The organism is Sphingobium sp. CCH11-B1, from assembly GCF_001556865.1.
Classification (GTDB): domain Bacteria; phylum Pseudomonadota; class Alphaproteobacteria; order Sphingomonadales; family Sphingomonadaceae; genus Sphingobium.
In genome coordinates this window covers 20,561-41,154 of sequence record NZ_LSJY01000080.1, presented here as the reverse complement: position 1 = coordinate 41,154, position 20,594 = coordinate 20,561, and the positions used below count along the sequence as shown (strand labels likewise).

Genomic DNA, 20,594 nt, shown 5'->3' with positions numbered 1-20,594 from the left:
CGAAGGCCAGCATGGATCTTTATCTGCCCATCGCCAACCTTTCGGTGAACGCGCTCGTCATTGTCGCGCTGGGCGGGGTCGTAGGACTGTTGTCGGGCATGTTCGGCGTCGGTGGCGGCTTCCTGACGACGCCGCTCCTCATCTTCTACGGCATCCCGCCGACCGTCGCAGCCGCCTCGGCCGCGTCGCAGGTGACGGGCGCCAGCGTTTCCGGCGTCGTCACCCACATATCGCGCGGCACGGTCGACTTCCGCATGGGTGGCGTCCTGATAGCGGGCGGCATCGTGGGCGCGGGGCTTGGCGTGCTGATCTTCCGGCTGCTCCAGCATCTGGGGCAGATCGATACCGTCATCGGCATCCTCTATGTCCTGATGCTCGGCGGCATCGGCGGGCTGATGGCCAAGGAATCGATCCAGGCGCTCGTCGCGCTGAAGACCGGCAAGCGCGCGCCTGCCCGCAAGCGCCGTCACCATCCGCTCGTCGCCGCTCTGCCGATGCGCTGGCGCTTCTATCGCTCGGGCCTTTATATCTCCCCGCTCGCGCCCCTGCTGCTGGGCGTGGCCACCGGCATCCTCACCATGTTGCTGGGCGTGGGCGGCGGCTTCATCCTCGTACCCGCCATGCTCTATCTGCTGGGCATGACGACGCAGTCGGTGGTCGGCACGTCGCTGTTCCAGATTCTCTTCGTCACGATGGCGACCACGATGATGCACGCGATGACGACCAAGGCGGTCGATCTGGTGCTGGCCATGCTGCTGCTGGTGGGCAGCGTCACCGGGGCGCAGATCGGTACGCGCCTTTCCATGACGATCCGGCCGGAATATCTGCGCGTGCTGCTCGCTGCCATCGTGCTTCTGGTCGCCGCGCGGATGGCGCTGGGGCTGGGCTGGCGGCCGGATGCCATCTACACGATAGAGCTTGGCTGATGCGCAAGGCCGCCGCCCTGCTCCTCGCGGCCGTCGCCCTGCCGCTGGGCGGGGCGGACGCGCCCCAACTGGTGCCAGACGTGTCGCAGCGGGACGTGGAGATCCAGTACAGCTTCACCGGCGCTGACCTGCTGCTGTTCGGCGCCATCGTCTATCCAGACGGTCGTCGCCCGGAAAAGCCGGCCGACATCGTCGTGGTGCTGAAGGGACCGGAACAATCGGTCATCATTCGCGAAAAGCAAAAGGTCGCCGGCATCTGGGTCAATGCCGACACCGCGCGTTTCCGCTCCGCGCCGAGCTTCTACGCCATGGCATCGTCGAGGCCGATCAACCAGATCGTCGATGAACGCACCGCCGCCATCTACGAACTGGGCGTGGACAAACTGCAACTTTCCCCCTCCTCGCTGAACGACAGCGCCGAACTCAGCCGCTTCGAAAATGGCCTCGTCGCCCTGCGGGAGCGGTCCGGCCTGTTCGTGGAGCGCCCCGGCACGGTCGAGATCAGCGACGGCGTGCTGTACCGCGCGCGGCTGCCATTGTCGGCGCGCGTGATCGTGGGCGATTACACCGCGGAGACATTCCTGGTGCAGAACGGCCGCGTCGTCGCCGCGGCGGTACGCGACATCACCGTCCGCAAGTCGGGCTTCGAACAGTTCATGGCCAGCGCGGCGGAACACTGGTCCTTCTTCTACGGCCTTGCCGCCATCGCGCTTGCGGTCGGCATGGGCTGGGCAGCGGGCGCCATCGCCAAACGGATTTGACTTTCGCCCCCTTTATGTCGGACTAATGCGGCGAGAGGGGCAAAGGGGGGCAGGTCGGATGAGCGGGACGGAAGGCGGGCAAGCACATCCCTTCTACCGGCTGGACGCCCTTAGCCATCCTTTGCGCGCCTCGCTCTCGCGCGAGATGCATGTGCGCAAGATGCCCCGCCTTGGCACGCCATCCCGCGCCGTCCAGTTTATGCTGATGGTCGATGAGGAAGAAGCCCGCGCCAGCATCGCCGCGCTCGACAGCCTGCTCCCGCCGGAGGTGGCGCGCCCGCACGAGGGGGACCGTTTCTTCGCCTGCCCGCTCGACACGCTTGGCTTTTCCTGGGAACGGCACAGCGAATTCATCACCTACAGCTTCATCGTCGCGACGGACGGCCTGCCCTTCGACCTGGCGCCCTTCCACGGCGTCGGGCCCTGGATCGACCAACTGCCCGGCCGTATCATCCGGTCGACCCAGATCGCGCTGGTCGGCGACGAACCCGACGGCGCCACCATCGCCGCGCATTTCGCGTCCGACGACCTCATCATATCGGACGTAGCGCAGGGCCGGGCACGGATATGGAGCGACTTCCGCTTGCACGACTGCGGCTTTGGGCGCTTGCTCATCCATGATCGCGGGCTGGAGGGCGCCGAAGCCGCCCTGTTGGTCCAGCGCCTTCAGGAACTCGGCAATTACCGCAAGATCGCCCTGCTGGGCCTTCCCGAAGCGCAACAGGCGACGCCCGCCGTCGCCGCTCTGGAACGGCGTCTGACAGAAGTCACGGCGCAGGTTGCGCAGCCCAGCGCGGACGCCGACGCGGTACTGGAAAAGCTATCGGCGTTGAGCGCCGAACTGGCCCAGATCGTGGCGCGAACCCGTTATCGCATGAGCGCCACCCGTGCCTATGCGGAGCTCTGCCTGGATCGCATCCGCCGGCTCGATGTCGCGCCGGTGCGCGGCTATCGATCGCTGGACGACTTCACCGAGCGGCGTCTGCTGCCGGCGATGCGGACCTGCGACGCGTTCAATCGGCGGCTGGAGGATCTGTCGCAACGCACCGCCTGGACCAGCGCGATGCTGCGAACCCGGGTCGATACCGCGCTTGCCCGGCGCAACCGTGACCTTCTGGCGTCGATGGACCGGCGCACCGGGCTGCAATTGCGCCTTCAGCACACGGTGGAAGGACTGTCGGTCGTCGCGATCAGCTATTATGCGCTGGGCCTGTGGCATTATTTCAGGGAAGCGCTGGAGGCGCAGGGCGCGCATCTGCCCGGCTGGATCGACCTGGCCCTCATACCGGCGATCGTCGTCGCCGTCTGGGCCGGGCTTCGCCAGCTCAAGAAGGTGAAGCGGCCGCGAGGCAGCGCCCCTGCCGATCATTGATCCGTCACCCGCCGCCGACGATCGCCGCATAGTCCGCGCCGTCGACATTGCTCCCCGACATCACGACCACGCTTGCGCCGTCGTCCTGCGGCGCAAGGCCCGCCAGCATCGCCGCCAGCGCGACCGCGCCGCCCGGCTCCACCACCAGCTTCAGCGTCGAAAAGGCGAACCGCATGGCGTCGCGCACCTGGTCGTCATCGACCACCAGCCCGCCGGAAACCAGCGCCCGGTTGATCGGGAAGGTCAGCGCGCCCGGGCTGGGCGACATCAGCGCATCGCAAATGGTGCGCGCATCGGGCCGCACGCTTTCCCGCACGCCGCTCGACAGCGACCGGGCCGTATCGTCGAACCCGGCAGGTTCGACCGTGTAGATGCGGGTAGATGGCGCTCGCGCCTTGACGGCAGTTGCGATGCCGGCGGTCAGGCCGCCGCCGCCGCAACAGACCAGTATCTGCCCCACTTCGACGCCGGCCTCCGCCGCCTGGTCCAGTATCCCCCGCCGTGCCCTGCCCGGCGATGATGAAAGGATCGTCGAAGGACGGCACCAATGTCGCGCCGCGTTCCTGCGCCAGCGCGGTGGCGATTTCCTCGCGGCTTTCCGTATGACGATCATAGGTCACGACCTGCGCGCCCAACGCGCGCGTGTTGGCCAGCTTGATCGCGGGTGCGTCGGCCGGCATGACGATGACGGCGGGCATGGCGAGCAGGCTGGCGGCCGCCGCCACACCCTGCGCATGGTTGCCCGAAGACCAGGCGACGACGCCCGCCCGCCGCTCCGCCGCGTCGAGCCGCGCCAGCCGGTTATAGGCGCCCCGGAACTTGAACGATCCCGTGCGTTGCGCGCCCTCGAACTTGATCAGCACGCGGCGACCGCAGCGCTCATTGAACGCCGCATTTTCCAGCAACGGCGTCCGCACGGCGGCGGGCGCGATCATCCGTGCGGCGTCCAGGACATCTTCGACGGTAATGGCGGGCGTGTGCGGCATGACGGGCCTCCTTTGCCCAGCCCCCTAGCCGCTCGGGAGAGCGCGATGAAGCGCCAATGGCGGCGGCGCGGCCTGCTTGCTCCTCCTCATAAACATGATATAACTATGATATCATGTTTATGAGGAGGAGCGTGCCATGACCCTGCTTCAGGCCACCCGCGAAAAAGAGGCCTCGACCGCCAGTGGCTATATCATGCTTCTTCTGCTTGCATTCTGTATAATCGGGGCGCTGGCCGGGCTCAGCCTGATCGGTTCGGAAGGCAGCGGCACGCTCGGCGCGATCCTCCTCCCGCTGTCTATTTCGCTGTTCATTTTCACGGTGCCGGGCTTCTACCTGATCCAGCCGAACCAGGCCGCCGCGATCCTCCTGTTCGGCGATTATCGCGGCACCGACCGAACCGCCGGCCTGCGCTGGGTCCTGCCCTGGCTCAGCCGCCAGAAAGTCAGCGTCCGCGTCCACAACGTCACCTCGGAAAAGCTCAAGATCAACGACAAGCGCGGCAATCCCGTGGAAATCGCGTCCAATGTGGTGTGGCGCGTGACCGACACCGCGCAGGCGCTATTCGACGTGGACGATTATAAGGCCTTCGTCGAAATCCAGATCGAAAGCGCTGTCCGGGCAATCGGGTCGCGCTATCCCTATGACGATTTCGACCATGAGGAAAAGACGCTGCGGGGCGACGGCGCCCATGTCGCGGACGAATTGCAGGCCGAATTGCAGGAGCGAGTCGCGATCGCCGGGGTCAGCATCGACGAATGCCGCCTTACCCACCTCGCTTATGCGCCGGAAATCGCGCAGGCGATGCTGCGCCGGCAACAGGCCGAAGCCGTGATCGCCGCCCGGACGCGACTGGTGGAAGGCGCCGTGTCCATGGTCGAACTCGCGCTGGAGCAATTGTCCGCCAAGAATGTGGTCGAACTGGACGATGAGCGCCGCGCCGCCATGGTCAGCAACCTGATGGTCGTGCTGTGCGGCGAGCGCGATGCCCAGCCCGTAGTGAACACCGGCACTCTCTATCAATAGGTCCGCGGTGCCAACGGATGCCCCCTCCGCGCGCAAGGCCTTCCCGTTGCGACTCGACCCGGCGCTTTATCGCGCATTGGAGCGGTGCGCTGCAGCAGAATTGCGCAGCGTCAACGCGCAGGTGGAACTGCTTTTGCGCGAATCCCTGGCCCGGCGTGGCGTTGCCCTGGCGGACCCGGCGATGCGTCCGCGCGGTCGGCCACCAAAATCAGGTTGATCGTCAGGGCCTTATATCGTGCGACGGAAATCGGAACTGGACTAGTCTGCCTCCCTTCCGCTGCTGAAGCGGTCGATCAATAGGGCGAATAGTGATCGTTTTTATCGATCTTCCCGTCCGAGAAAACCAATTTCCCATCCCCCCGCCGAATTCATACATGCGGCATTGCAACGCCAACCTCTCAAGCAAGGAACTGGATAGCCCATGGCTCTCATCAACACTCCCCTTCAGCCCTTCAAGGCCACCGCGTACAAGGAAGGCAAGTTCGTCGACGTCACGGACGCCGATGTGAAGGGCAAGTGGGCCGTCTTCTTCTTCTACCCGGCCGACTTCACCTTCGTCTGCCCGACCGAACTGGAAGACCTGGCGGACATCTACCCCACGCTGCAGGGCATGGACGTGGAAGTCTATTCGGTGTCGACCGACACGCATTTCTGCCACAAGGCCTGGCACGACACCTCGCCGGCCATCGGCAAGATCAATTATTACATGCTGGGTGATCAGAACCACGCGCTGTCGAACCAGTTCGGCGTGCTGCGTGAGGGCGTCGGCCTCGCCGACCGCGGCACCTTCGTGCTCGATCCCGAGGGCGTGATCCAGCTGGTTGAAATCACTCCCGAAGGCGTCGGCCGCAACGCCGCCGAACTGCTGCGCAAGGTGAAGGCGCTGCAATATTGGGCGAGCCATCCGGGCGAAGTCTGCCCTGCCAAGTGGGAAGAAGGCGCCGAAACCCTCGCGCCGTCGCTCGACCTGGTCGGCAAGATCTAAAAAGACCGGCGCCGCCGGGGTGAGGACCATCCACCCGCTCCGGCGACGCCATGAGGTTGAGACTGGCCTACTCCTGCAAAAGCAGGGGCCAGTCCCGCCTGGGAAGTCGGCTCCTGCTTTTGCAGGGGTCCTTCGCGAAAAGTCATAACCGCATCCGCCGGGCCTTCGGGTCGCACCGTCCGGCGCATGCGCCTCCGCGCCGCACGAACGGGCGCGCCATCAACGGAGCTACGATCATGTTGGACGCAAATCTCAAGGGCCAGCTCAAGGCCTATATGGCGAACATCACGCAGCCCATAGAGCTGGTGGCGTCGCTTGACGATAGCGCAAAGTCGCGCGAGCTCAAGGAGTTGCTGGGTGAGATCGCCGAGCTGTCGGACAAGGTGAGCGTCACATCGGGCAGCGGCAAGCGAGTCCCGAGCTTCATGATACGGCGCGTGGGCACGGACATCGGCGTCACCTTCGCCGGGCTGCCGATGGGACATGAATTCACCAGCCTCGTGCTCGCGCTGCTCCAGGTCGGCGGCCATCCGTCGAAGGCGGCGCAGGACCTGATCCAGCAGATCCGCGACCTCGACGGCGACTTCGCGTTCGAGACCTATTTCTCCCTGTCCTGCCAGAATTGCCCGGACGTGGTGCAGGCGCTGAACCTTATGAGCGTATTGAACCCCCGGATCAGCCATGTCGCCATCGATGGCGCGCTGTTCCAGGAAGAGGTCGACGCCCGCAAGGTCATGGCCGTACCCACTGTCTTTCTGAATGGCGAACCCTTTGCCAGCGGTCGCATGGAGCTGGAGCAGATCGTTGCGAAGATCGACAGCGGCGCGGCAGCGCGAGCCGCCGAAAAGATCAAGGCCCAGGATCCGTTCGAAGTGCTGGTGATCGGCGGCGGCCCCGCTGGGGCGGCGGCGGCGATCTATGCGGCGCGCAAGGGTATTCGCACCGGCGTCGCGGCGGAACGCTTCGGCGGACAGGTGCTCGACACGATGGATATCGAGAATTTCATCTCGGTCAGCCGCACCGAAGGGCCCAAGCTCGCCTCAGCACTGGAGGCGCACGTCAAGGAATATGACGTGGAGATCATGAACCTCCAGAAGGCGGCAAAGCTGATCCCTGCCAGGGCCGAAGGCGGCTATCATGAAGTCGTGCTGGAAAATGGCGCGTCCTTGAAGGGCAAGACCCTCATCCTCTCCACCGGCGCGCGCTGGCGGCAGATGGGCGTTCCCGGCGAAGACGAGTATAAGAATAAGGGCGTGGCCTATTGCCCGCACTGCGACGGTCCGCTGTTCAAGGGCAAGCGCGTCGCGGTGATCGGCGGCGGCAACAGCGGCGTCGAGGCGGCGATCGACCTCGCCGGCATCGTCGCCCATGTGACTCTGATCGAATATGACAGCCAGTTGCGCGCCGACGCCGTTCTCCAGCGCAAACTCGCCAGCCTGCCCAACGTCAAGATCATCACGTCGGCGCTGACGACGAAGGTGGACGGCAATGGCGAGAGGGTGACGGGCCTTAGCTACAAGGACCGCAACCACGGCACCGAGCATGACATCGAACTGGAAGGCATCTTCGTTCAGATCGGCCTTGTCCCCAACACTGAATGGCTGAAGGACGCGATCGCCCTTTCGCCACGTGGCGAGATCGAGATCGACGCGCGCGGCGAGACCAGCCAGCCCGGCATCTTCGCGGCGGGCGACTGCACGACCGTGCCTTACAAGCAGATCGTCATCGCCATGGGCGCGGGATCGACCGCGGCGCTTTCCGCCTTCGACTATCTCATCCGCCTGCCAGCGGTGGAAGACGCCGCACAGGCAGCCTGACCTTCCCAGCGGGCGTTGGACGGGCGGCCGGTCTCCTGATCGGCCGCCCGGATGCTGCGCGGAAAATTCTGGCCAGCGATGCTGGTCAGCGACGTCTGAGGCGCATCCCGAATATCGCCGGATCGACCTCCAGCATCGGCACCTCGGCCTGTCGGGGCGGTTCCGTCACTGCCGCCTTCTCCTGGCGAAGCGCCGTCCCGAAAGTCACGACCGCGCTGGCCGGATCGGCCGCCACCAGCGCATCCAGCTTCAGCGCCGCCGTCAGCCGATCCTGCGTGACGGCGACCGGCGTACCGATCGCCGTCAGGGCGAAAAGCTGCCGGGCAAAGGCATAGGGCAGGCGGATGCACCCGTGGCTCGCCGGATAGCCGGGATCATGCCCGGCGTGAAGCGCGATCCCGTCCCATGTCAGTCGCTGCATGAAAGGCATCGGCGCGTTGCTGTAGAGATTGGATCGATGCCATTGGCGTTTCTGAAGGATCGGAAACTCGCCGGTCGGCGTCCGATGTCCCTTCGTCCCGGTCGAAACCCGCGCGATGCCGATCAGCCGGTCTCCGTCATAGACATGGACCCGCTGCTTCTCGATGCTGATGATGAGGTATATGGGCCCATCGAACGGTCCTTCCGCCATCCAGCGATAGGCGCCAGGCGCCAGGCGATCTTCCTCCCCCTGCGCCCCCGCCTGCCCGGAGCCAGCAGCCATCGCGGCGGAGGCCAGCAGGATGGCGGCATAGTGCAGCAGGGATCGCCTCAAGGTCGGCATAACCCTTCCTTAACCATGATCGGCGCGGATGTCAGGCCTGTTACGGTCCCACGTCCCGCGCTGGCACATCGCGCCGCCTGCGTAACAAAAGGAATGCTGCGGAGCCCTTGGAAGCACGAAAGGCGAAATAGGCCAGGCGGCAGGAATAATATGTTTCACACTAGGCCGCATGGCTGTAGAGGAGCCGCTTTCCCCCTCGTCAAGGACCGTTCCAGATGCCTGCCTATCGTTCCCGCACGACCACCCACGGCCGCAACATGGCGGGTGCCCGGGGCCTCTGGCGTGCGACGGGCATGAAGGACGAGGATTTCGGCAAGCCGATCATCGCAATCGCCAATTCATTCACCCAGTTCGTGCCCGGCCACGTCCATCTCAAGGATCTGGGCCAGCTGGTCGCGCGCGAGATCGAGGCGGCGGGCGGCGTCGCCAAGGAATTCAACACCATCGCGGTCGATGACGGCATCGCCATGGGCCATGGCGGCATGCTCTATTCCCTGCCCAGCCGTGACCTGATCGCCGACAGCGTCGAATATATGGTCAATGCGCACTGCGCTGACGCCATCGTGTGCATCTCCAACTGCGACAAGATCACGCCCGGCATGCTGATGGCCGCCATGCGCCTCAACATTCCCGTGGTCTTCGTGTCCGGCGGCCCGATGGAAGCGGGCAAGACCGTGGTGCGCGGCAAGAAGGTCGCGCTCGATCTGGTGGACGCGATGGTCGTCGCCGCCGACGACAGCTATACCGACGAGGAAGTGGAGACCATCGAGCGGTCCGCCTGCCCCACCTGCGGCAGTTGTTCGGGCATGTTCACCGCCAATTCGATGAACTGCCTGACAGAAGCGCTTGGCCTGTCGCTGCCTGGCAACGGCTCCGTGCTCGCCACCCATGCCGACCGCGAGCGTCTCTTCCGCGAGGCCGGCCATCTGATCGTCGACATCACCAAGCGCTATTATGAGCAGGACGACGCCAGCGTCCTGCCCCGGTCGATCGCGAATTTCGCCGCGTTCGAAAATGCGATGAGCCTCGACATCGCGATGGGCGGCTCCACGAACACGGTGCTTCACCTGCTCGCCGCCGCCTATGAGGGCGGCGTCGATTTCACCATGTCCGACATCGACCGGCTTTCCCGCCGCGTTCCCTGCCTGTGCAAGGTCGCGCCCGCGAAGAACGACGTCCATATGGAGGATGTCCATCGTGCCGGCGGCATCATGGCGATCCTGGGCGAACTGGAACGCGCGGGGCTCGTCGACGCCTCGCTGCCGACCATCCACAGCGCCACGCTGCGAGACGCCCTTTCGCGGTGGGACATTACCCGCACCAACAGCGACGATGTGCGCACCTTCTATCGCGCCGCACCCGGCGGCGTACCGACGCAGGTCGCCTTCAGCCAGTCGGCGCGCTGGGAAGAACTGGACACCGACCGCGAAAATGGCGTGATCCGCTCGATCGACCATCCCTTCTCGAAGGATGGCGGCCTCGCCGTGCTATTCGGCAATCTCGCGCCTGAAGGCTGCATCGTGAAGACTGCTGGCGTGGACGAAAGCATCCATGTCTTCCGCGGCACCGCGCGCGTTTATGAAAGCCAGGACGCGGCGGTCGCCGGCATCCTCGGCAATGAAGTAAAGCCCGGAGACATCGTCATCGTGCGCTATGAAGGGCCAAAGGGCGGACCGGGCATGCAGGAAATGCTCTACCCCACCAGCTATCTGAAATCGAAGGGGTTGGGGAAGAGCTGCGCGCTCATCACGGACGGGCGCTTCTCCGGCGGCTCGTCCGGTCTTTCGATCGGCCATGTCTCGCCCGAGGCGGCGGAAGGCGGCATGATCGCGCTGATCGAAACGGGCGATCCGATCCTGATCGACATTCCGGCGCGAGCCATAAATGTGGAACTGGACGACGCGGTGCTGGCCGCGCGGCGCGAGGCCATGGACGCGCGAGGGCCGAAGGCGTGGAAGCCGTTCGGCCGCAAGCGCGAGGTCACGCCGGCGCTGCGCGCCTATGCGGCGATGACGACCAATGCCGCCAGGGGCGCGGTGCGCGACGTCAGCCAGATCGAGAAATAGTGCTCGCCTAAGATATGATCTTTTATTTTCCGCATTTCTTCCCCAGGCAGCGGCCGATGCCGTCCGCTTCCAAAATGCTCTAGTCCAGGACGTTCGGCAGATCCTTGAAGCCCTTGTGCAGGGCGGCGCCCCAACTGTGGGAAATGCGCGCGAACTCCTCATTGTCGGCTTCGATCCGGGTGCGGACGCGGAAGTCGTAAATGTCCGTCGGTATCACCGTCAGGTCGAGGGGCATGCCCACCGAAAGATTGGAGCGCAGGGTCGAATCCATCGACACCAGCACCGCTTTCACCGCATCTTCCAGGCTGGTTTCGCGGCGAATGATGCGGTCGAGAATGGGCTTGCCATATTTATGCTCGCCGATCTGGAAGAAGGGCGTGTCTTCGGTCGCCTCGATGAAATTGCCGGCGGAATAGACGAGGTATAGGCGAGGCTTGCCGCCCCGCCGTTGACCCGCGATCATGATGGACGCGCCCGATCCCGATCCGCCCATCTCGATGCTTTCCCGGTACCGGCTCTGCATCGCGCGCATCGCGTCACCCACGATCTGCGCGGCGCGATGCATGGTGTCGCAATTGAGGATGGTCTCCACATCGGGGTCGAGCGCGGATTCCTTGATCGCCTTGCTCAGAACCGCCTTCACGCCCTGGGTGATGGACAGGTTGCCCGAACAGAGCATTGTGATCGCCCGTTCGCCCGGCACATGATAGGTGAAGCTCTTCCGGAAGCGCGCAATATTGTCCATTCCCGCGTTGGTGCGGGTGTCGGACAGCATGACCAGCCCCTGGTCCACGCGCACCGCCACACAATAGGTCATGGCCCCCCGGCCTCCTCACATTCTCGTTGGCGCGTTCGCGGCGCCGGACGTCCGCCCGGTACGCGATCGCTGGGAATCGGTCCTGTCGGGTCTAGGGCCTAGTCTGTTGCTGCTGGCGCTGCAACTGCCGTTCCTCGACGCCATCCTGCGCCACCGCGATGCGGACATCCGCGTCGATGCTGATGTCGCCCGCTACCGTGACCGAGCCACGGATAGGCGCGGCATCGTCGGCATCAAGGCCGCTCGCCAGGCGGAGATAACGGTCGGTGACGCAGACGCGGTTGGACGGATCGAAGCCGATCCAGCCGAGATCCGGCAGGAAAGCTTCCGCCCAGCCATGGGTTTCATGCAGCAAATCACCATCGCCCGCGAGCAGATAGCCCGAGACATAGCGCGCCGGCACGCCTAGCGAGCGGGCGGCGGCGATGAATATTTGAGCATGGTCCTGGCAAACGCCCGCGCCGATGGCGAATGCCTGCGCCGCGCTGGTTTCAGCGCTCGTGACACCGGCGCGGTAGGCGACGGCATCGCGGACCGCACCAGACAGGGCGTGGAGGCGATTGAGCGGTCCGCCCTCTTCCGGCAGATCGCTGGCAAGGGCGGCTATCCCTTCCGACGCACGGGTCAGCGGCGTGTCGCGCAGATAATAAGCGGGCGGCACGCGACTGGAGAGATGACCCACTATGCCGTGCGTCTCGCGGGTTTCGACCAGCCCTTCGGCAACGATGACAGCGTCGTCGAGCCGATCGTGGCGAATCCAGACCGCCTCCATCTCGCCATAGCTGTTGGAGCGAAAGCCAGTCAGCGGATCGCCGTTGACGCTGACCTGCCAGTCCTCGACCGTCTGCATCGGCGTATCCACTGGCATCAGCTTCAGGCGCATGGCGACCCGTCCCGCCGATGCTGCGTAGCGATAGACAGTCTGGTGACGGACCAGCAATTTCATGCGAGCGCGCCCCTCCCCGCCTGCCGTCAGCCGAAATGATAGGCCTGGGCGATCTCATGCCCCAGGCGATTCGTCATCATGAGGCCACCCTGCACCGTTTCATGCAGGCCCCGCCGGAAAATCTCACCGCTGTCCTGCGCCTCAAGGCCCGCGACCAGTTCCTGCACCGTATCATGGCAGGCGGCACGCGCATCATGCCAGCCCGCAAGCCGGTTGAGCCGGTAAGCCAGTTGATCGTAACAATAGGCGACGCTGCGCGGGAACAGTCGGTTCAGCATCAGGAAATCGGTGATCTGCCAGGGCGTATAGGTGCCGCCATAGACATGATGATAGGCGCGCGCGCCCGACAGGGCGTAAAGCACCGACGTCCATTGATAATGGTCGCGATTGCCGCCGATCACCTCGGTTTCGGGCAACAGCACATAATATTTGACGTCCAGCAGGCGCAGCGTCATCTGCGCCCGCTCCAGCGCGGAGCCGGTGCGCAGGAAGTCATGCCCCTCATTGCGCAATTGTCCCGAATGGGCCGCGCCGCGAAAGGTCATGACGCGGGTCTTCACCCAGTCAATCAGCGCCGGCAACTGCTGCCGCGCCTCAGCCACGTCATAGCTGTCGAGCTTGCGCCAGCCTTCGTTCAGCGCTTCCCACATGTCCTGGGTCAGCATGGTGCGGGCAGATTTGGCGTTGGAACGCGCCTTGAGCAGGCAGGAGCGGATCGAGCTGGGATTGTCGAGGTCGAGCATCAGCCAGGCGACGACATCGCTTTCGGTGACGGTCTTGCCTTCGGGGAAGCGATGCTCCGCGCCGGTCGCGCGCGCGACCGATCGCCATTCGTCGCGGTGATGCGCGCCAGGAAGGATCGCCATTCGCTGCCCCATGGTGAGCAGCCGGGCGGTGGATTCTGCGCGCTCCATATAGCGCGCCATCCAGAAGAGATTTTCTGCGGTCCGGCTCAGCATGTCATCAATCCTGCAGGACCCAGGTGTCCTTGACCCCGCCACCCTGGCTGGAATTGACCACCAGCGATCCTTCGGTCAGTGCGACTCGGGTAAGACCGCCGGGGACGAGACGAATCTGCTTGCCCACCAGGCAATAGGGGCGAAAGTCCGCGTGGCGACCGACCACCGCCGCTGGGCCGAGCGTCGGGACGGTGGAAAGATCGAGCGTCGGTTGCGCGATGAATTCGCCCGGATTGGCCCTGATGCGATCGGCATAGGCGGCGATCTCGTCCTTCGTGGATTTTGGCCCGATCAGCATGCCGTAGCCGCCCGATCCATGCACTTCCTTGGCAACCAGTTCGTGGAGGTTGTCCAGCACATAGGCAAGTTCGTCAGGCTTGCCGCACTGCCAGGTCTGGATATTGTCCAGGATCGGCTTTTCTCCCAGGTAGAAGCGGATCATCTCAGGCACGTAGATATAAACGGCCTTGTCGTCCGCGATGCCCGATCCGGGCGCCGACGCCAGCGTCACGCCGCCATTGCGATAGACATTGAAGATGCCGGGCACCCCCAGCAGGCTGTCAGGCCGGAACACCAGCGGATCGATATATTCGTCATCGATGCGGCGGTAGATGACGTCGACCGCTTTGGGGCCCAGCGTCGTCTTCATCCAGACGCGGTCGTCTTCAACGAAAAGGTCCGCAGGTTCGACCAGTTCGACGCCCATCAGGTCGGCGAGGAAACTATGCTCGTAATAGGCGCTGTTCAGCGAACCGGGCGTAAGGACGACGACCACCGGATCGCCCTTGCAGGCGGGCGGCGCGACTTCCTTCAGCGACTTGAGCAATTCGGCAGGATAGTCATCCACGGGTGCGACGACGCCCTGGGCGAAAAGCTCCGGGAACATGCGCGTCATGATCTCCCGGTTTTCCAGCATATAGGACACGCCCGAGGGGGTGCGGCAATTATCCTCCAGCACCTCGAAACTGCCTGGCCCGGTTCGCACGATATCGATGCCGACGATATGGCTGTAAACCTTGCCCGGCGGCGTGAAATCCGCCATTTCGGCCAGATAGGCGCTGTTTTTATAGATGATGTCGGCAGGCATGATGCCGGCCTTCACGATTTCCCCGCGGTGATAGACGTCATGCAGGAAGGCGTTGAGCGCGCGCGCCCGCTGGCGGATGCCCTTGTCCAGAATACGCCATTCCTGCGCGGTGAAGATGCGGGGCAGCAGGTCGAAGGGGATCAGCCGCTCGGGATCGCCCCCTTCCCCATATACCGCGAAGGTAATGCCGATGCGGCGGAAGATCGCTTCGGCCTCGTCCATGCGGCGATTGAGCCCGGCGATGCCGGTTCGTTCCACCCATTGCTGCACTTCGTCGTAACAGCCTCGGATCGAACCGTCAGGCTCAAACATCTCATGGAAGGGCAAGTGGACAATCCTCCCTCGGCCGTCGGGCCGGTTGTGCGTTGCAACAGTAGGGCGCGGCGACGCCGCGATTGCAACAGAAAAAATGCCGTCAACGCCGCCTTGCTTGCCCTCCAACGTGCGGAGGCCCACAAAGACGCCATGACGTCAGGTATTTTCCGCCGCGCGGGCATGTCGGCAGCGCTATTCCTGACGCTCGCCGGATGCGCCGGCACCATGCGACACGGCATCTATCACGCGGACGGCGCGCCGGTCGATGTGGCCGCCTTCACGCGGCACGCGCCACGCCCTCTGCGCGTGACCGGCGAAGATGGCCTTGCGTTGACCGGCTACTACTGGCCGGGCGATGCGAGCGATCGCGACGTGTTGCTCTTCTTCCATGGGCGTGGGTCGAACCCGGGCATCAGCGCGCGCTATGCCGAATATCTGACCGGGCACGGCGACCATGTGATCGTCGTCTCCTACCGTGGCTTTGCCGGCAATCCCGGCAAGCCGACACAGGCGGGACTGGTCGCTGACGGGCGCGCCTTCGTCGCGCAAGCGCGCCGACTGGCAGGACCGGACGCACGGGTCTTCCTGATCGGTCATTCGCTGGGCGGTGCCGTCGCGCTGCATGTCGCCGCCGCGCTGAGGCGGGATGGGCAGACCGCGCCGGTAGCGGGTGTCGTGACGCTGTCGACCTTCGACAGGTTGGCGGGTTCCGCACCGGCGGGGATCGGCGGCCTGCTGCCCGACAAATGGAACAATCTGGACGCCGTGCGAACGATTGGAGCCCCGTTCCTCATGTTGCAGGGCACGGCCGACGATCGCGTGGACATGGGTCAGGCGGCGGCGCTTTTCGCCGCGGCTCAAGCACCCGCGGCCTGGATCGTCGCACCCGGCGCGGGCCATAATCCGGATATGGCCCGGATCGGTCCGCTTGTCAGCGCCGCTGTGGAGGCGATCGACGCGCATGCCCTGTCGCACTTTGCCCCATCCCTTCCGGCAGGGTGGCAGTTGCGGCGCAAGTAGCGGATCAGCATTTTTGCCCATCCCGCAAAAGGCCCGTTGACCGTTCACCATCGCCTGCGTATAGCGCCGCCTCACCACGGGGCCATGCCCCGGTAGCCCCAGGGGCGGAGTAGCTCAGCCGGTTAGAGCAGCGGAATCATAATCCGCGTGTCGGGGGTTCGAGTCCCTCCTCCGCTACCAACCCGGATTGTCCACCAGTGACCCACTGAGGCCACTGGCAGACATTTTTCGAGGAAAATCAAATATTTTTCGCGTCCCGTTGCGTACGCCGGCGTCCCGGTGCGACCGGCTGCGGCCACCCACGGCGATTTGGATTGGGGGTATTTTGGGGGTATTTTTCGGCTGTCCCCAAAACAGGCGATACCCCCAGATGGCTTTGAAAGAACTTGAGGTCAAATACGCCACCAAGCGGCAGCGCCCCTACAAGCTGTCCGATGGAGAAGGCCTGCACCTGCTCGTCCAGCCGAACGGATCGAAGCTCTGGCGCCTGAAATACCGCTTCGACGGCAAGGAAAAACTGCTGAGCTTCGGCAAATATCCGACCGTCACGCTGGCGATCGCCCGCGAGAAGCGGACCGAAGCCAAGCGGCTGCTCGATCAGGGTGAGGACCCCGCCGAGGCCAGGAAGCGGGCGAAGAAGCAGAGGGCCGCGCTCAAGCTGTTCGAAGAGATTGCGCGGGCCTGGCACGCCAATCGTATTGAAGGGCTGGACTCGGCCCATGCCCTGCGCGTCATCAACCGGATGGAGCGCGACGTCTTTCCGGTCATCGGGAAGCGTCCGATCACGGAAATCGACCCGCCCGAGATTCTCGAGATGATCCGCGCGGTCGAAGCGCGCGGCGCCCTCGATATCGCCCGTCGCCTCAAGCAGAACGTCAGCCAGATCTATCGCTTCGCGATCGCGAGCGGCTGGGCGACCATCGATCCGACGCTCGGCCTCAACGATGCGCTCAAGCCCAAGCCGCCCGTCAGGCACATGGCGCGCGTGCCGCTCGCGGAGTTTCCGAAGCTGGTGCGAGCGATCTTCGCCTATGACGGCGAGGACACGCCGCGCCGCCGCGAGATCACCCGTGACGCGCTGCTGTTCACCTTGCTCACATGGGTCCGAACCAGCGAAACCCGCTTCGCGGCCAGGGACGAGTTCGAGGATCTCTATGGACCGAACCCGCTATGGCGTCTGTCGCCGGAGCGCATGAAGATGGAACGTGAGCATCTTGTTCCGCTGTCCCGCCAGGCCGCAATGATCGTTCAGCGCCGCTTGCAGGCGACGAACGATGCGTTCCTCTTTCCCGGAGCCAAGCCTGGAAAGTCTATTTCCGAGAACACCATGATCTATGCCTGTTATCGGATGGGGTATCTCCATCGGCAGACGGTACATGGGTTTAGGGGGCTCGGCTCGACCTGGGCGAACGAAGCCGAACGCTACAAGCCGGATTGGATCGAGATGGCGCTCGCTCACGAGGACGAGGATGAGGTGCGCGGCGCTTACAACAGTGCGCTCTATCTCACACCGCGAAGGCGGATGCTCCAAGACTGGGCCGACGTGATCGACGCGGCAACCGCAGTGTCGAATGTCGAGAAGAATCCTATCGAGTTCTCACAATTCATGCGCTGTTCCGCTCCCATCCAGCACCTGCCACCAAGCGACCAGAGACAGCCGTATTGGCAACGCCCCCTTCGGGCGGCTTCGCGATGAGCCTCAAAAGTCAGAACCGCCGATTTAGAGGCGCGGTTTTCGCCATAGTTGTTAGAAATATCAGCTACTTAGATGCATCCGCGAATAGTAGAATGAACTCCAAGAAACCGTATCTCACTACATCTCATCATAGCTGATTCCCCTTGCAACTCGACAAGGGAAACCGCCGGGACCGCCAATTACGCCGATACATCGTCTGGAAGGGCTCGATTGGGGCGAGCAGAACGCGCGCATCCGTCCCGATGGACGCGCTCAGCGTGACTAATTCAATGAAATATATGGGGTTATTTGCGTCGCCACGAAGCGTCAGCGGTGCAGGCTCATCAGTCCTTAATCAATGAGTGGGAGGAATAGTTCGCCAACAAATTGAATTGGACGATGAGCCCCAAGGCGCGGCAAATGGCGCCAAATCAAAAAATGCCGTGGGGAGGACAGTCATGGTCACAGCCTTTAGGACAAATTTGCTTTGTGCCACCGCGCTATCGATCGCGTGTGCGCTTGCAGTGCCGGCACATGCCCAGGACGCTGCATCGCAGGGCGAAAAGCCCGAGGCGCAGGAAGGTGGCCTTGAGACAATCGTCGTCACGGCGCAGAAGCGCGAACAGAATTTGCAGGATGTTCCAGCCGCCGTTTCCGCCATAGGCGGCGAGACGCTGCGCACGCGCGGCATCACGGAGACCTCAGACTTGATGGGCGCGATCCCCAGCCTGCAAGTCACCACTCCCTATGGTCGCACCCAACCGAATTTCTCGCTGCGCGGGATTTCAGTGGCGAACGAATTTTCCGCCTCCACTGCGTCGCCGGTTGGCGTCTATGTCGATGAAGTCTATCAGAGCTTCCGGGCGAGCCATGGCCTGCAACTCTATGACATCGACCGGGTCGAGGTACTGCGCGGACCGCAAGGAACACTCTACGGTCGCAACACCACGGGTGGCGCGATCAGCTTCTTCACGCGCAAGCCGGATCTGGGAGAGGCCAATGGCTATCTGACCGCCGGCTATGCCAATTACGACACTTTCACGGTGCAGGGCGCCGCTGAAGCGACGCTGGTTCCCGACATCTTGGGCGTCCGCGTCGCCGGTACTTTTGCAAAAGGGGATGGTTGGCAGCGCAATGTACTGCCTGGGAATGAGCGCGACCTAGGGACCACCGATACGATCGGCGGTCGCATCTCGATCCGCTTCCGGCCCGATCCCGATCTCGACATCAATTTGAAGCTCTATGCCGCGAAGGACGATCCATGGGGCACCGCGCCCTATGCAGGTGGTCAACTCGCGGGCGGGCAGGATGCGCTCGGCTATTCGCGTTACGATCCGCAACCTTTCCTAGGCGGGCGGTTGCTGCGTGACAATGAGGTCGCAGTTGATCGGGTAGGTAAGAACATCAGCAAGTCGAAAGGGATAGCCCTCAACATCAAATGGGATGTCAGCGACCAATTCTCCGTCACCTCGATTACCGGCTACGACACCGGCGACTATATCAACAATCCTGATGATTGCGATGGCGGCCCAGCCGATCTCTGCTCGATCGGCCTCACGTCGACGAGCAAGAATTTCAACCAGGACCTGCGTTTCAGCTATTCGAACGACCGCCTCGATATCATTGCCGGCCTTTATTATGGCAGGGACAAGGTCAAGACGGTCAACTACCCGGACTTTTTCGGGGCGCTGAGGCCGCTGCTGCTTGGCGCCGGTCTTCCGGGCAGCTACAATAACGCCGCAATCGGAACGCCCGACGCGATCCGCTATATCCCAGCCTTTGCCGCCAATCCGGCGTTGGGGCCTGGCGATGCCGGATTCTGCGACGCGATCGAGATCAATCCCAACGGCTTCCTTGATGCACGCTCGCTGATTGCACTCCAGACCGACATCGCGATCAATAATACGGGCAATGGCGGCATGGGGGGTAGCTTTTCGGCGGGCTGCGCCGGGGCAGGCGCGCCTCCGTTCACCCCGATCCTCGGCGAACAGCGTTTTGACGTGTCGCGCCCCTCGAAGGCGATCTACGGCGACGTAACCTGGAAAGCGACCGAGCGGCTGACCGTGGCGGTGGGTGCACGCTACACCCAGGATAAGGTCAATTACCTTAACGGCAGCACTTTCCTCTATGCGCTCGACGGTACGACGCCGGTTGTCAACCTGATCCCCTACAGCAATCCATACAACCCCAATCTCGCGCCGCTTGAGCAGCGCGAAAAGGCAAACAGGCTAACCGGCCGTATCAATGTCAGCTATGAGTTCGCCGATGATATCATGGGCTATCTCCAGTACAGTCGCGGTTACCGCAGCGGCAGCTTCAACGGGCTTGCCTATCAGGGCGTCAATCAAGTCTATTATATCCAGCCTGAAAAGGTGAATGCATATGAGGCGGGGCTCAAAACCCGGCTGTTCGATCGCCGCGTCCAACTTAACCTCGCGGGCTTCTACTACGAGTATTCGAATCACCAAGTAACGCAGGTGGTCGGCGCTACAACCTTCACGCGCAGCGCCAATGGTCGCCTGTTCGGTGGCGAGGCCGAACTCGCCTGGCAGGTGGCCGATACGTTGCGTTTCGATGCTTCGCTGGGCTATCTCAACAGCAAGTACAAAGGCAATGTGATCGATCCGGCAAACCCGGCCAGCCCGACATTGAACGTCAACGGCAATCCCTTCCCGAACGCGCCGGAGGTTACGTTCCAGGCCGGATTCGACTGGGATATGATCGATGACGGCACCAACAAGCTGACCTTGCGCGGTGATGCGTCCTACATGGGCAAGTACTATTTTGATCCGTTCAAGAATTATGGGCAGACACCGTGCGATACACCCCCAGCGGGATCGAACATAACGCTCGCGGGTAAGGCGATTACATGCGCAAATCCGGGCTACTGGCTCGCCAATGCGCGATTAACCTATGCGCACGACAATATGTCGGTTAGCTTGTGGGCGAAGAATCTGTTCGACAAATATTACTACACCTACGGCCTCAACATCAACGTGTTCGGCTACGATTATCTGAACCGCGGCATGCCGCGCACTTATGGCGTCGAAGCGACAGTCAAGTTCTGATCGCTGC

The 20,594-nt window shown here is 63.4% G+C and carries 16 protein-coding genes, 1 tRNA gene and 1 pseudogene; 12 read left to right on the top strand and 6 right to left on the bottom strand.

Going from position 1 to position 20,594, the window contains the following annotated elements; translation table 11 throughout:
• The first annotated feature begins 11 nt into the window (after positions 1–11).
• Genes AX724_RS09210 through AX724_RS09200 form a run of 3 tightly spaced genes read left to right on the top strand, consistent with a single transcriptional unit; the run spans position 12 to position 3,059 of the window.
• Positions 12–926 (top strand): sulfite exporter TauE/SafE family protein, encoded by a 915-nt coding sequence (locus AX724_RS09210; RefSeq protein WP_066765594.1) that lies wholly within the window; start codon positions 12–14, stop codon positions 924–926.
• The gene (locus tag AX724_RS09205) at positions 926–1,687 is read left to right on the top strand and encodes a TIGR02186 family protein (RefSeq protein WP_066765592.1); all 762 of its coding nucleotides are present in this window, start codon (positions 926–928) and stop codon (positions 1,685–1,687) included. The genes AX724_RS09210 and AX724_RS09205 overlap by 1 nt, the downstream gene beginning before the upstream one ends.
• 58 nt (positions 1,688–1,745) lie before the next feature.
• On the top strand, positions 1,746–3,059 hold the full coding sequence (locus AX724_RS09200; protein WP_066765591.1) for a DUF3422 domain-containing protein: 1,314 nt from the start codon (positions 1,746–1,748) through the stop codon (positions 3,057–3,059).
• Positions 3,060–3,063: 4 nt separating this feature from the next.
• On the opposite strand, the pseudogene AX724_RS09195 reads toward AX724_RS09200, so the two are convergent.
• Positions 3,064–4,045, bottom strand: a pseudogene (locus AX724_RS09195) (threonine ammonia-lyase).
• A gap of 136 nt (positions 4,046–4,181) precedes the next feature.
• On the opposite strand from AX724_RS09195, the gene AX724_RS09190 reads away from it, so the two are divergent.
• The 4 genes from AX724_RS09190 to ahpF all read left to right on the top strand — a co-directional run bounded on the left by AX724_RS09190 (position 4,182) and on the right by ahpF (position 7,871).
• A complete protein-coding gene (locus tag AX724_RS09190) occupies positions 4,182–5,069 on the top strand; it encodes an SPFH domain-containing protein (RefSeq protein ID WP_066765589.1) in 888 nt (295 codons plus the stop codon).
• Between the two features lie 7 nt (positions 5,070–5,076).
• Entirely contained in the window at positions 5,077–5,286 is a 210-nt protein-coding gene (locus AX724_RS24445; RefSeq protein WP_082733470.1) for a hypothetical protein, read from the top strand.
• A gap of 204 nt (positions 5,287–5,490) precedes the next feature.
• Positions 5,491–6,054 (top strand): alkyl hydroperoxide reductase subunit C, encoded by a 564-nt coding sequence (gene ahpC, locus AX724_RS09185; protein WP_066765588.1) that lies wholly within the window; start codon positions 5,491–5,493, stop codon positions 6,052–6,054.
• Between the two features lie 236 nt (positions 6,055–6,290).
• Positions 6,291–7,871, top strand: a complete 1,581-nt coding sequence (gene ahpF, locus AX724_RS09180) for an alkyl hydroperoxide reductase subunit F (protein WP_066765619.1) — start codon at positions 6,291–6,293, stop codon at positions 7,869–7,871.
• Between the two features lie 85 nt (positions 7,872–7,956).
• Here ahpF and AX724_RS09175 read toward each other — a convergent pair whose 3' ends face one another.
• Entirely contained in the window at positions 7,957–8,634 is a 678-nt protein-coding gene (locus tag AX724_RS09175) for a L,D-transpeptidase family protein (RefSeq protein ID WP_082733469.1), read from the bottom strand.
• Between the two features lie 215 nt (positions 8,635–8,849).
• Here AX724_RS09175 and ilvD point away from each other — a divergent pair, with 215 nt between their 5' ends.
• Positions 8,850–10,700 (top strand): dihydroxy-acid dehydratase, encoded by a 1,851-nt coding sequence (ilvD, locus tag AX724_RS09170; protein ID WP_066765587.1) that lies wholly within the window; start codon positions 8,850–8,852, stop codon positions 10,698–10,700.
• A gap of 79 nt (positions 10,701–10,779) precedes the next feature.
• Here ilvD and AX724_RS09165 read toward each other — a convergent pair whose 3' ends face one another.
• The 4 genes from AX724_RS09165 to AX724_RS09150 all read right to left on the bottom strand — a co-directional run bounded on the left by AX724_RS09165 (position 10,780) and on the right by AX724_RS09150 (position 14,836).
• A complete protein-coding gene (locus AX724_RS09165; protein ID WP_066765586.1) occupies positions 10,780–11,517 on the bottom strand; it encodes a peptidase in 738 nt (245 codons plus the stop codon).
• A gap of 91 nt (positions 11,518–11,608) precedes the next feature.
• Positions 11,609–12,463 carry a transglutaminase family protein gene (locus AX724_RS09160; RefSeq protein WP_066765585.1) on the bottom strand — a complete coding sequence of 285 codons (855 nt, stop codon included), beginning with the start codon at positions 12,461–12,463 and terminating at the stop codon, positions 11,609–11,611.
• Positions 12,464–12,489: 26 nt separating this feature from the next.
• Positions 12,490–13,422 (bottom strand): alpha-E domain-containing protein, encoded by a 933-nt coding sequence (locus AX724_RS09155; protein WP_066765583.1) that lies wholly within the window; start codon positions 13,420–13,422, stop codon positions 12,490–12,492.
• Between the two features lie 4 nt (positions 13,423–13,426).
• Positions 13,427–14,836 (bottom strand): circularly permuted type 2 ATP-grasp protein, encoded by a 1,410-nt coding sequence (locus AX724_RS09150; RefSeq protein WP_066765581.1) that lies wholly within the window; start codon positions 14,834–14,836, stop codon positions 13,427–13,429.
• A 138-nt stretch (positions 14,837–14,974) separates the two neighbouring features.
• Here AX724_RS09150 and AX724_RS09145 point away from each other — a divergent pair, with 138 nt between their 5' ends.
• The 4 genes from AX724_RS09145 to AX724_RS09130 all read left to right on the top strand — a co-directional run bounded on the left by AX724_RS09145 (position 14,975) and on the right by AX724_RS09130 (position 20,587).
• Positions 14,975–15,844: an alpha/beta hydrolase gene (locus AX724_RS09145; protein ID WP_066765578.1), complete on the top strand. Its 870-nt coding sequence runs from the start codon at positions 14,975–14,977 to the stop codon at positions 15,842–15,844.
• Positions 15,845–15,947: 103 nt separating this feature from the next.
• A tRNA-Met gene (locus AX724_RS09140) sits at positions 15,948–16,024 on the top strand.
• Positions 16,025–16,031: 7 nt separating this feature from the next.
• Positions 16,032–17,540, top strand: a complete 1,509-nt coding sequence (locus tag AX724_RS09135; RefSeq protein ID WP_231736599.1) for a tyrosine-type recombinase/integrase — start codon at positions 16,032–16,034, stop codon at positions 17,538–17,540.
• A gap of 503 nt (positions 17,541–18,043) precedes the next feature.
• The gene (locus AX724_RS09130; protein ID WP_060978502.1) at positions 18,044–20,587 is read left to right on the top strand and encodes a TonB-dependent receptor; all 2,544 of its coding nucleotides are present in this window, start codon (positions 18,044–18,046) and stop codon (positions 20,585–20,587) included.
• Positions 20,588–20,594 lie beyond the last annotated feature (7 nt).

Coding starts and splice junctions, on each gene's coding strand:
- AX724_RS09210 (WP_066765594.1), top strand. CDS start 12: ATGGATCTTTATCTGCCCATCGCCAACCTTTCGGTGAACGCGCTCGTC.
- AX724_RS09205 (WP_066765592.1), top strand. CDS start 926: ATGCGCAAGGCCGCCGCCCTGCTCCTCGCGGCCGTCGCCCTGCCGCTG.
- AX724_RS09200 (WP_066765591.1), top strand. CDS start 1,746: ATGAGCGGGACGGAAGGCGGGCAAGCACATCCCTTCTACCGGCTGGAC.
- AX724_RS09190 (WP_066765589.1), top strand. CDS start 4,182: ATGACCCTGCTTCAGGCCACCCGCGAAAAAGAGGCCTCGACCGCCAGT.
- ahpC (WP_066765588.1), top strand. CDS start 5,491: ATGGCTCTCATCAACACTCCCCTTCAGCCCTTCAAGGCCACCGCGTAC.
- ahpF (WP_066765619.1), top strand. CDS start 6,291: ATGTTGGACGCAAATCTCAAGGGCCAGCTCAAGGCCTATATGGCGAAC.
- AX724_RS09175 (WP_082733469.1), bottom strand. CDS start 8,634: ATGCCGACCTTGAGGCGATCCCTGCTGCACTATGCCGCCATCCTGCTG.
- ilvD (WP_066765587.1), top strand. CDS start 8,850: ATGCCTGCCTATCGTTCCCGCACGACCACCCACGGCCGCAACATGGCG.
- AX724_RS09165 (WP_066765586.1), bottom strand. CDS start 11,517: ATGACCTATTGTGTGGCGGTGCGCGTGGACCAGGGGCTGGTCATGCTG.
- AX724_RS09160 (WP_066765585.1), bottom strand. CDS start 12,463: ATGAAATTGCTGGTCCGTCACCAGACTGTCTATCGCTACGCAGCATCG.
- AX724_RS09155 (WP_066765583.1), bottom strand. CDS start 13,422: ATGCTGAGCCGGACCGCAGAAAATCTCTTCTGGATGGCGCGCTATATG.
- AX724_RS09145 (WP_066765578.1), top strand. CDS start 14,975: ATGACGTCAGGTATTTTCCGCCGCGCGGGCATGTCGGCAGCGCTATTC.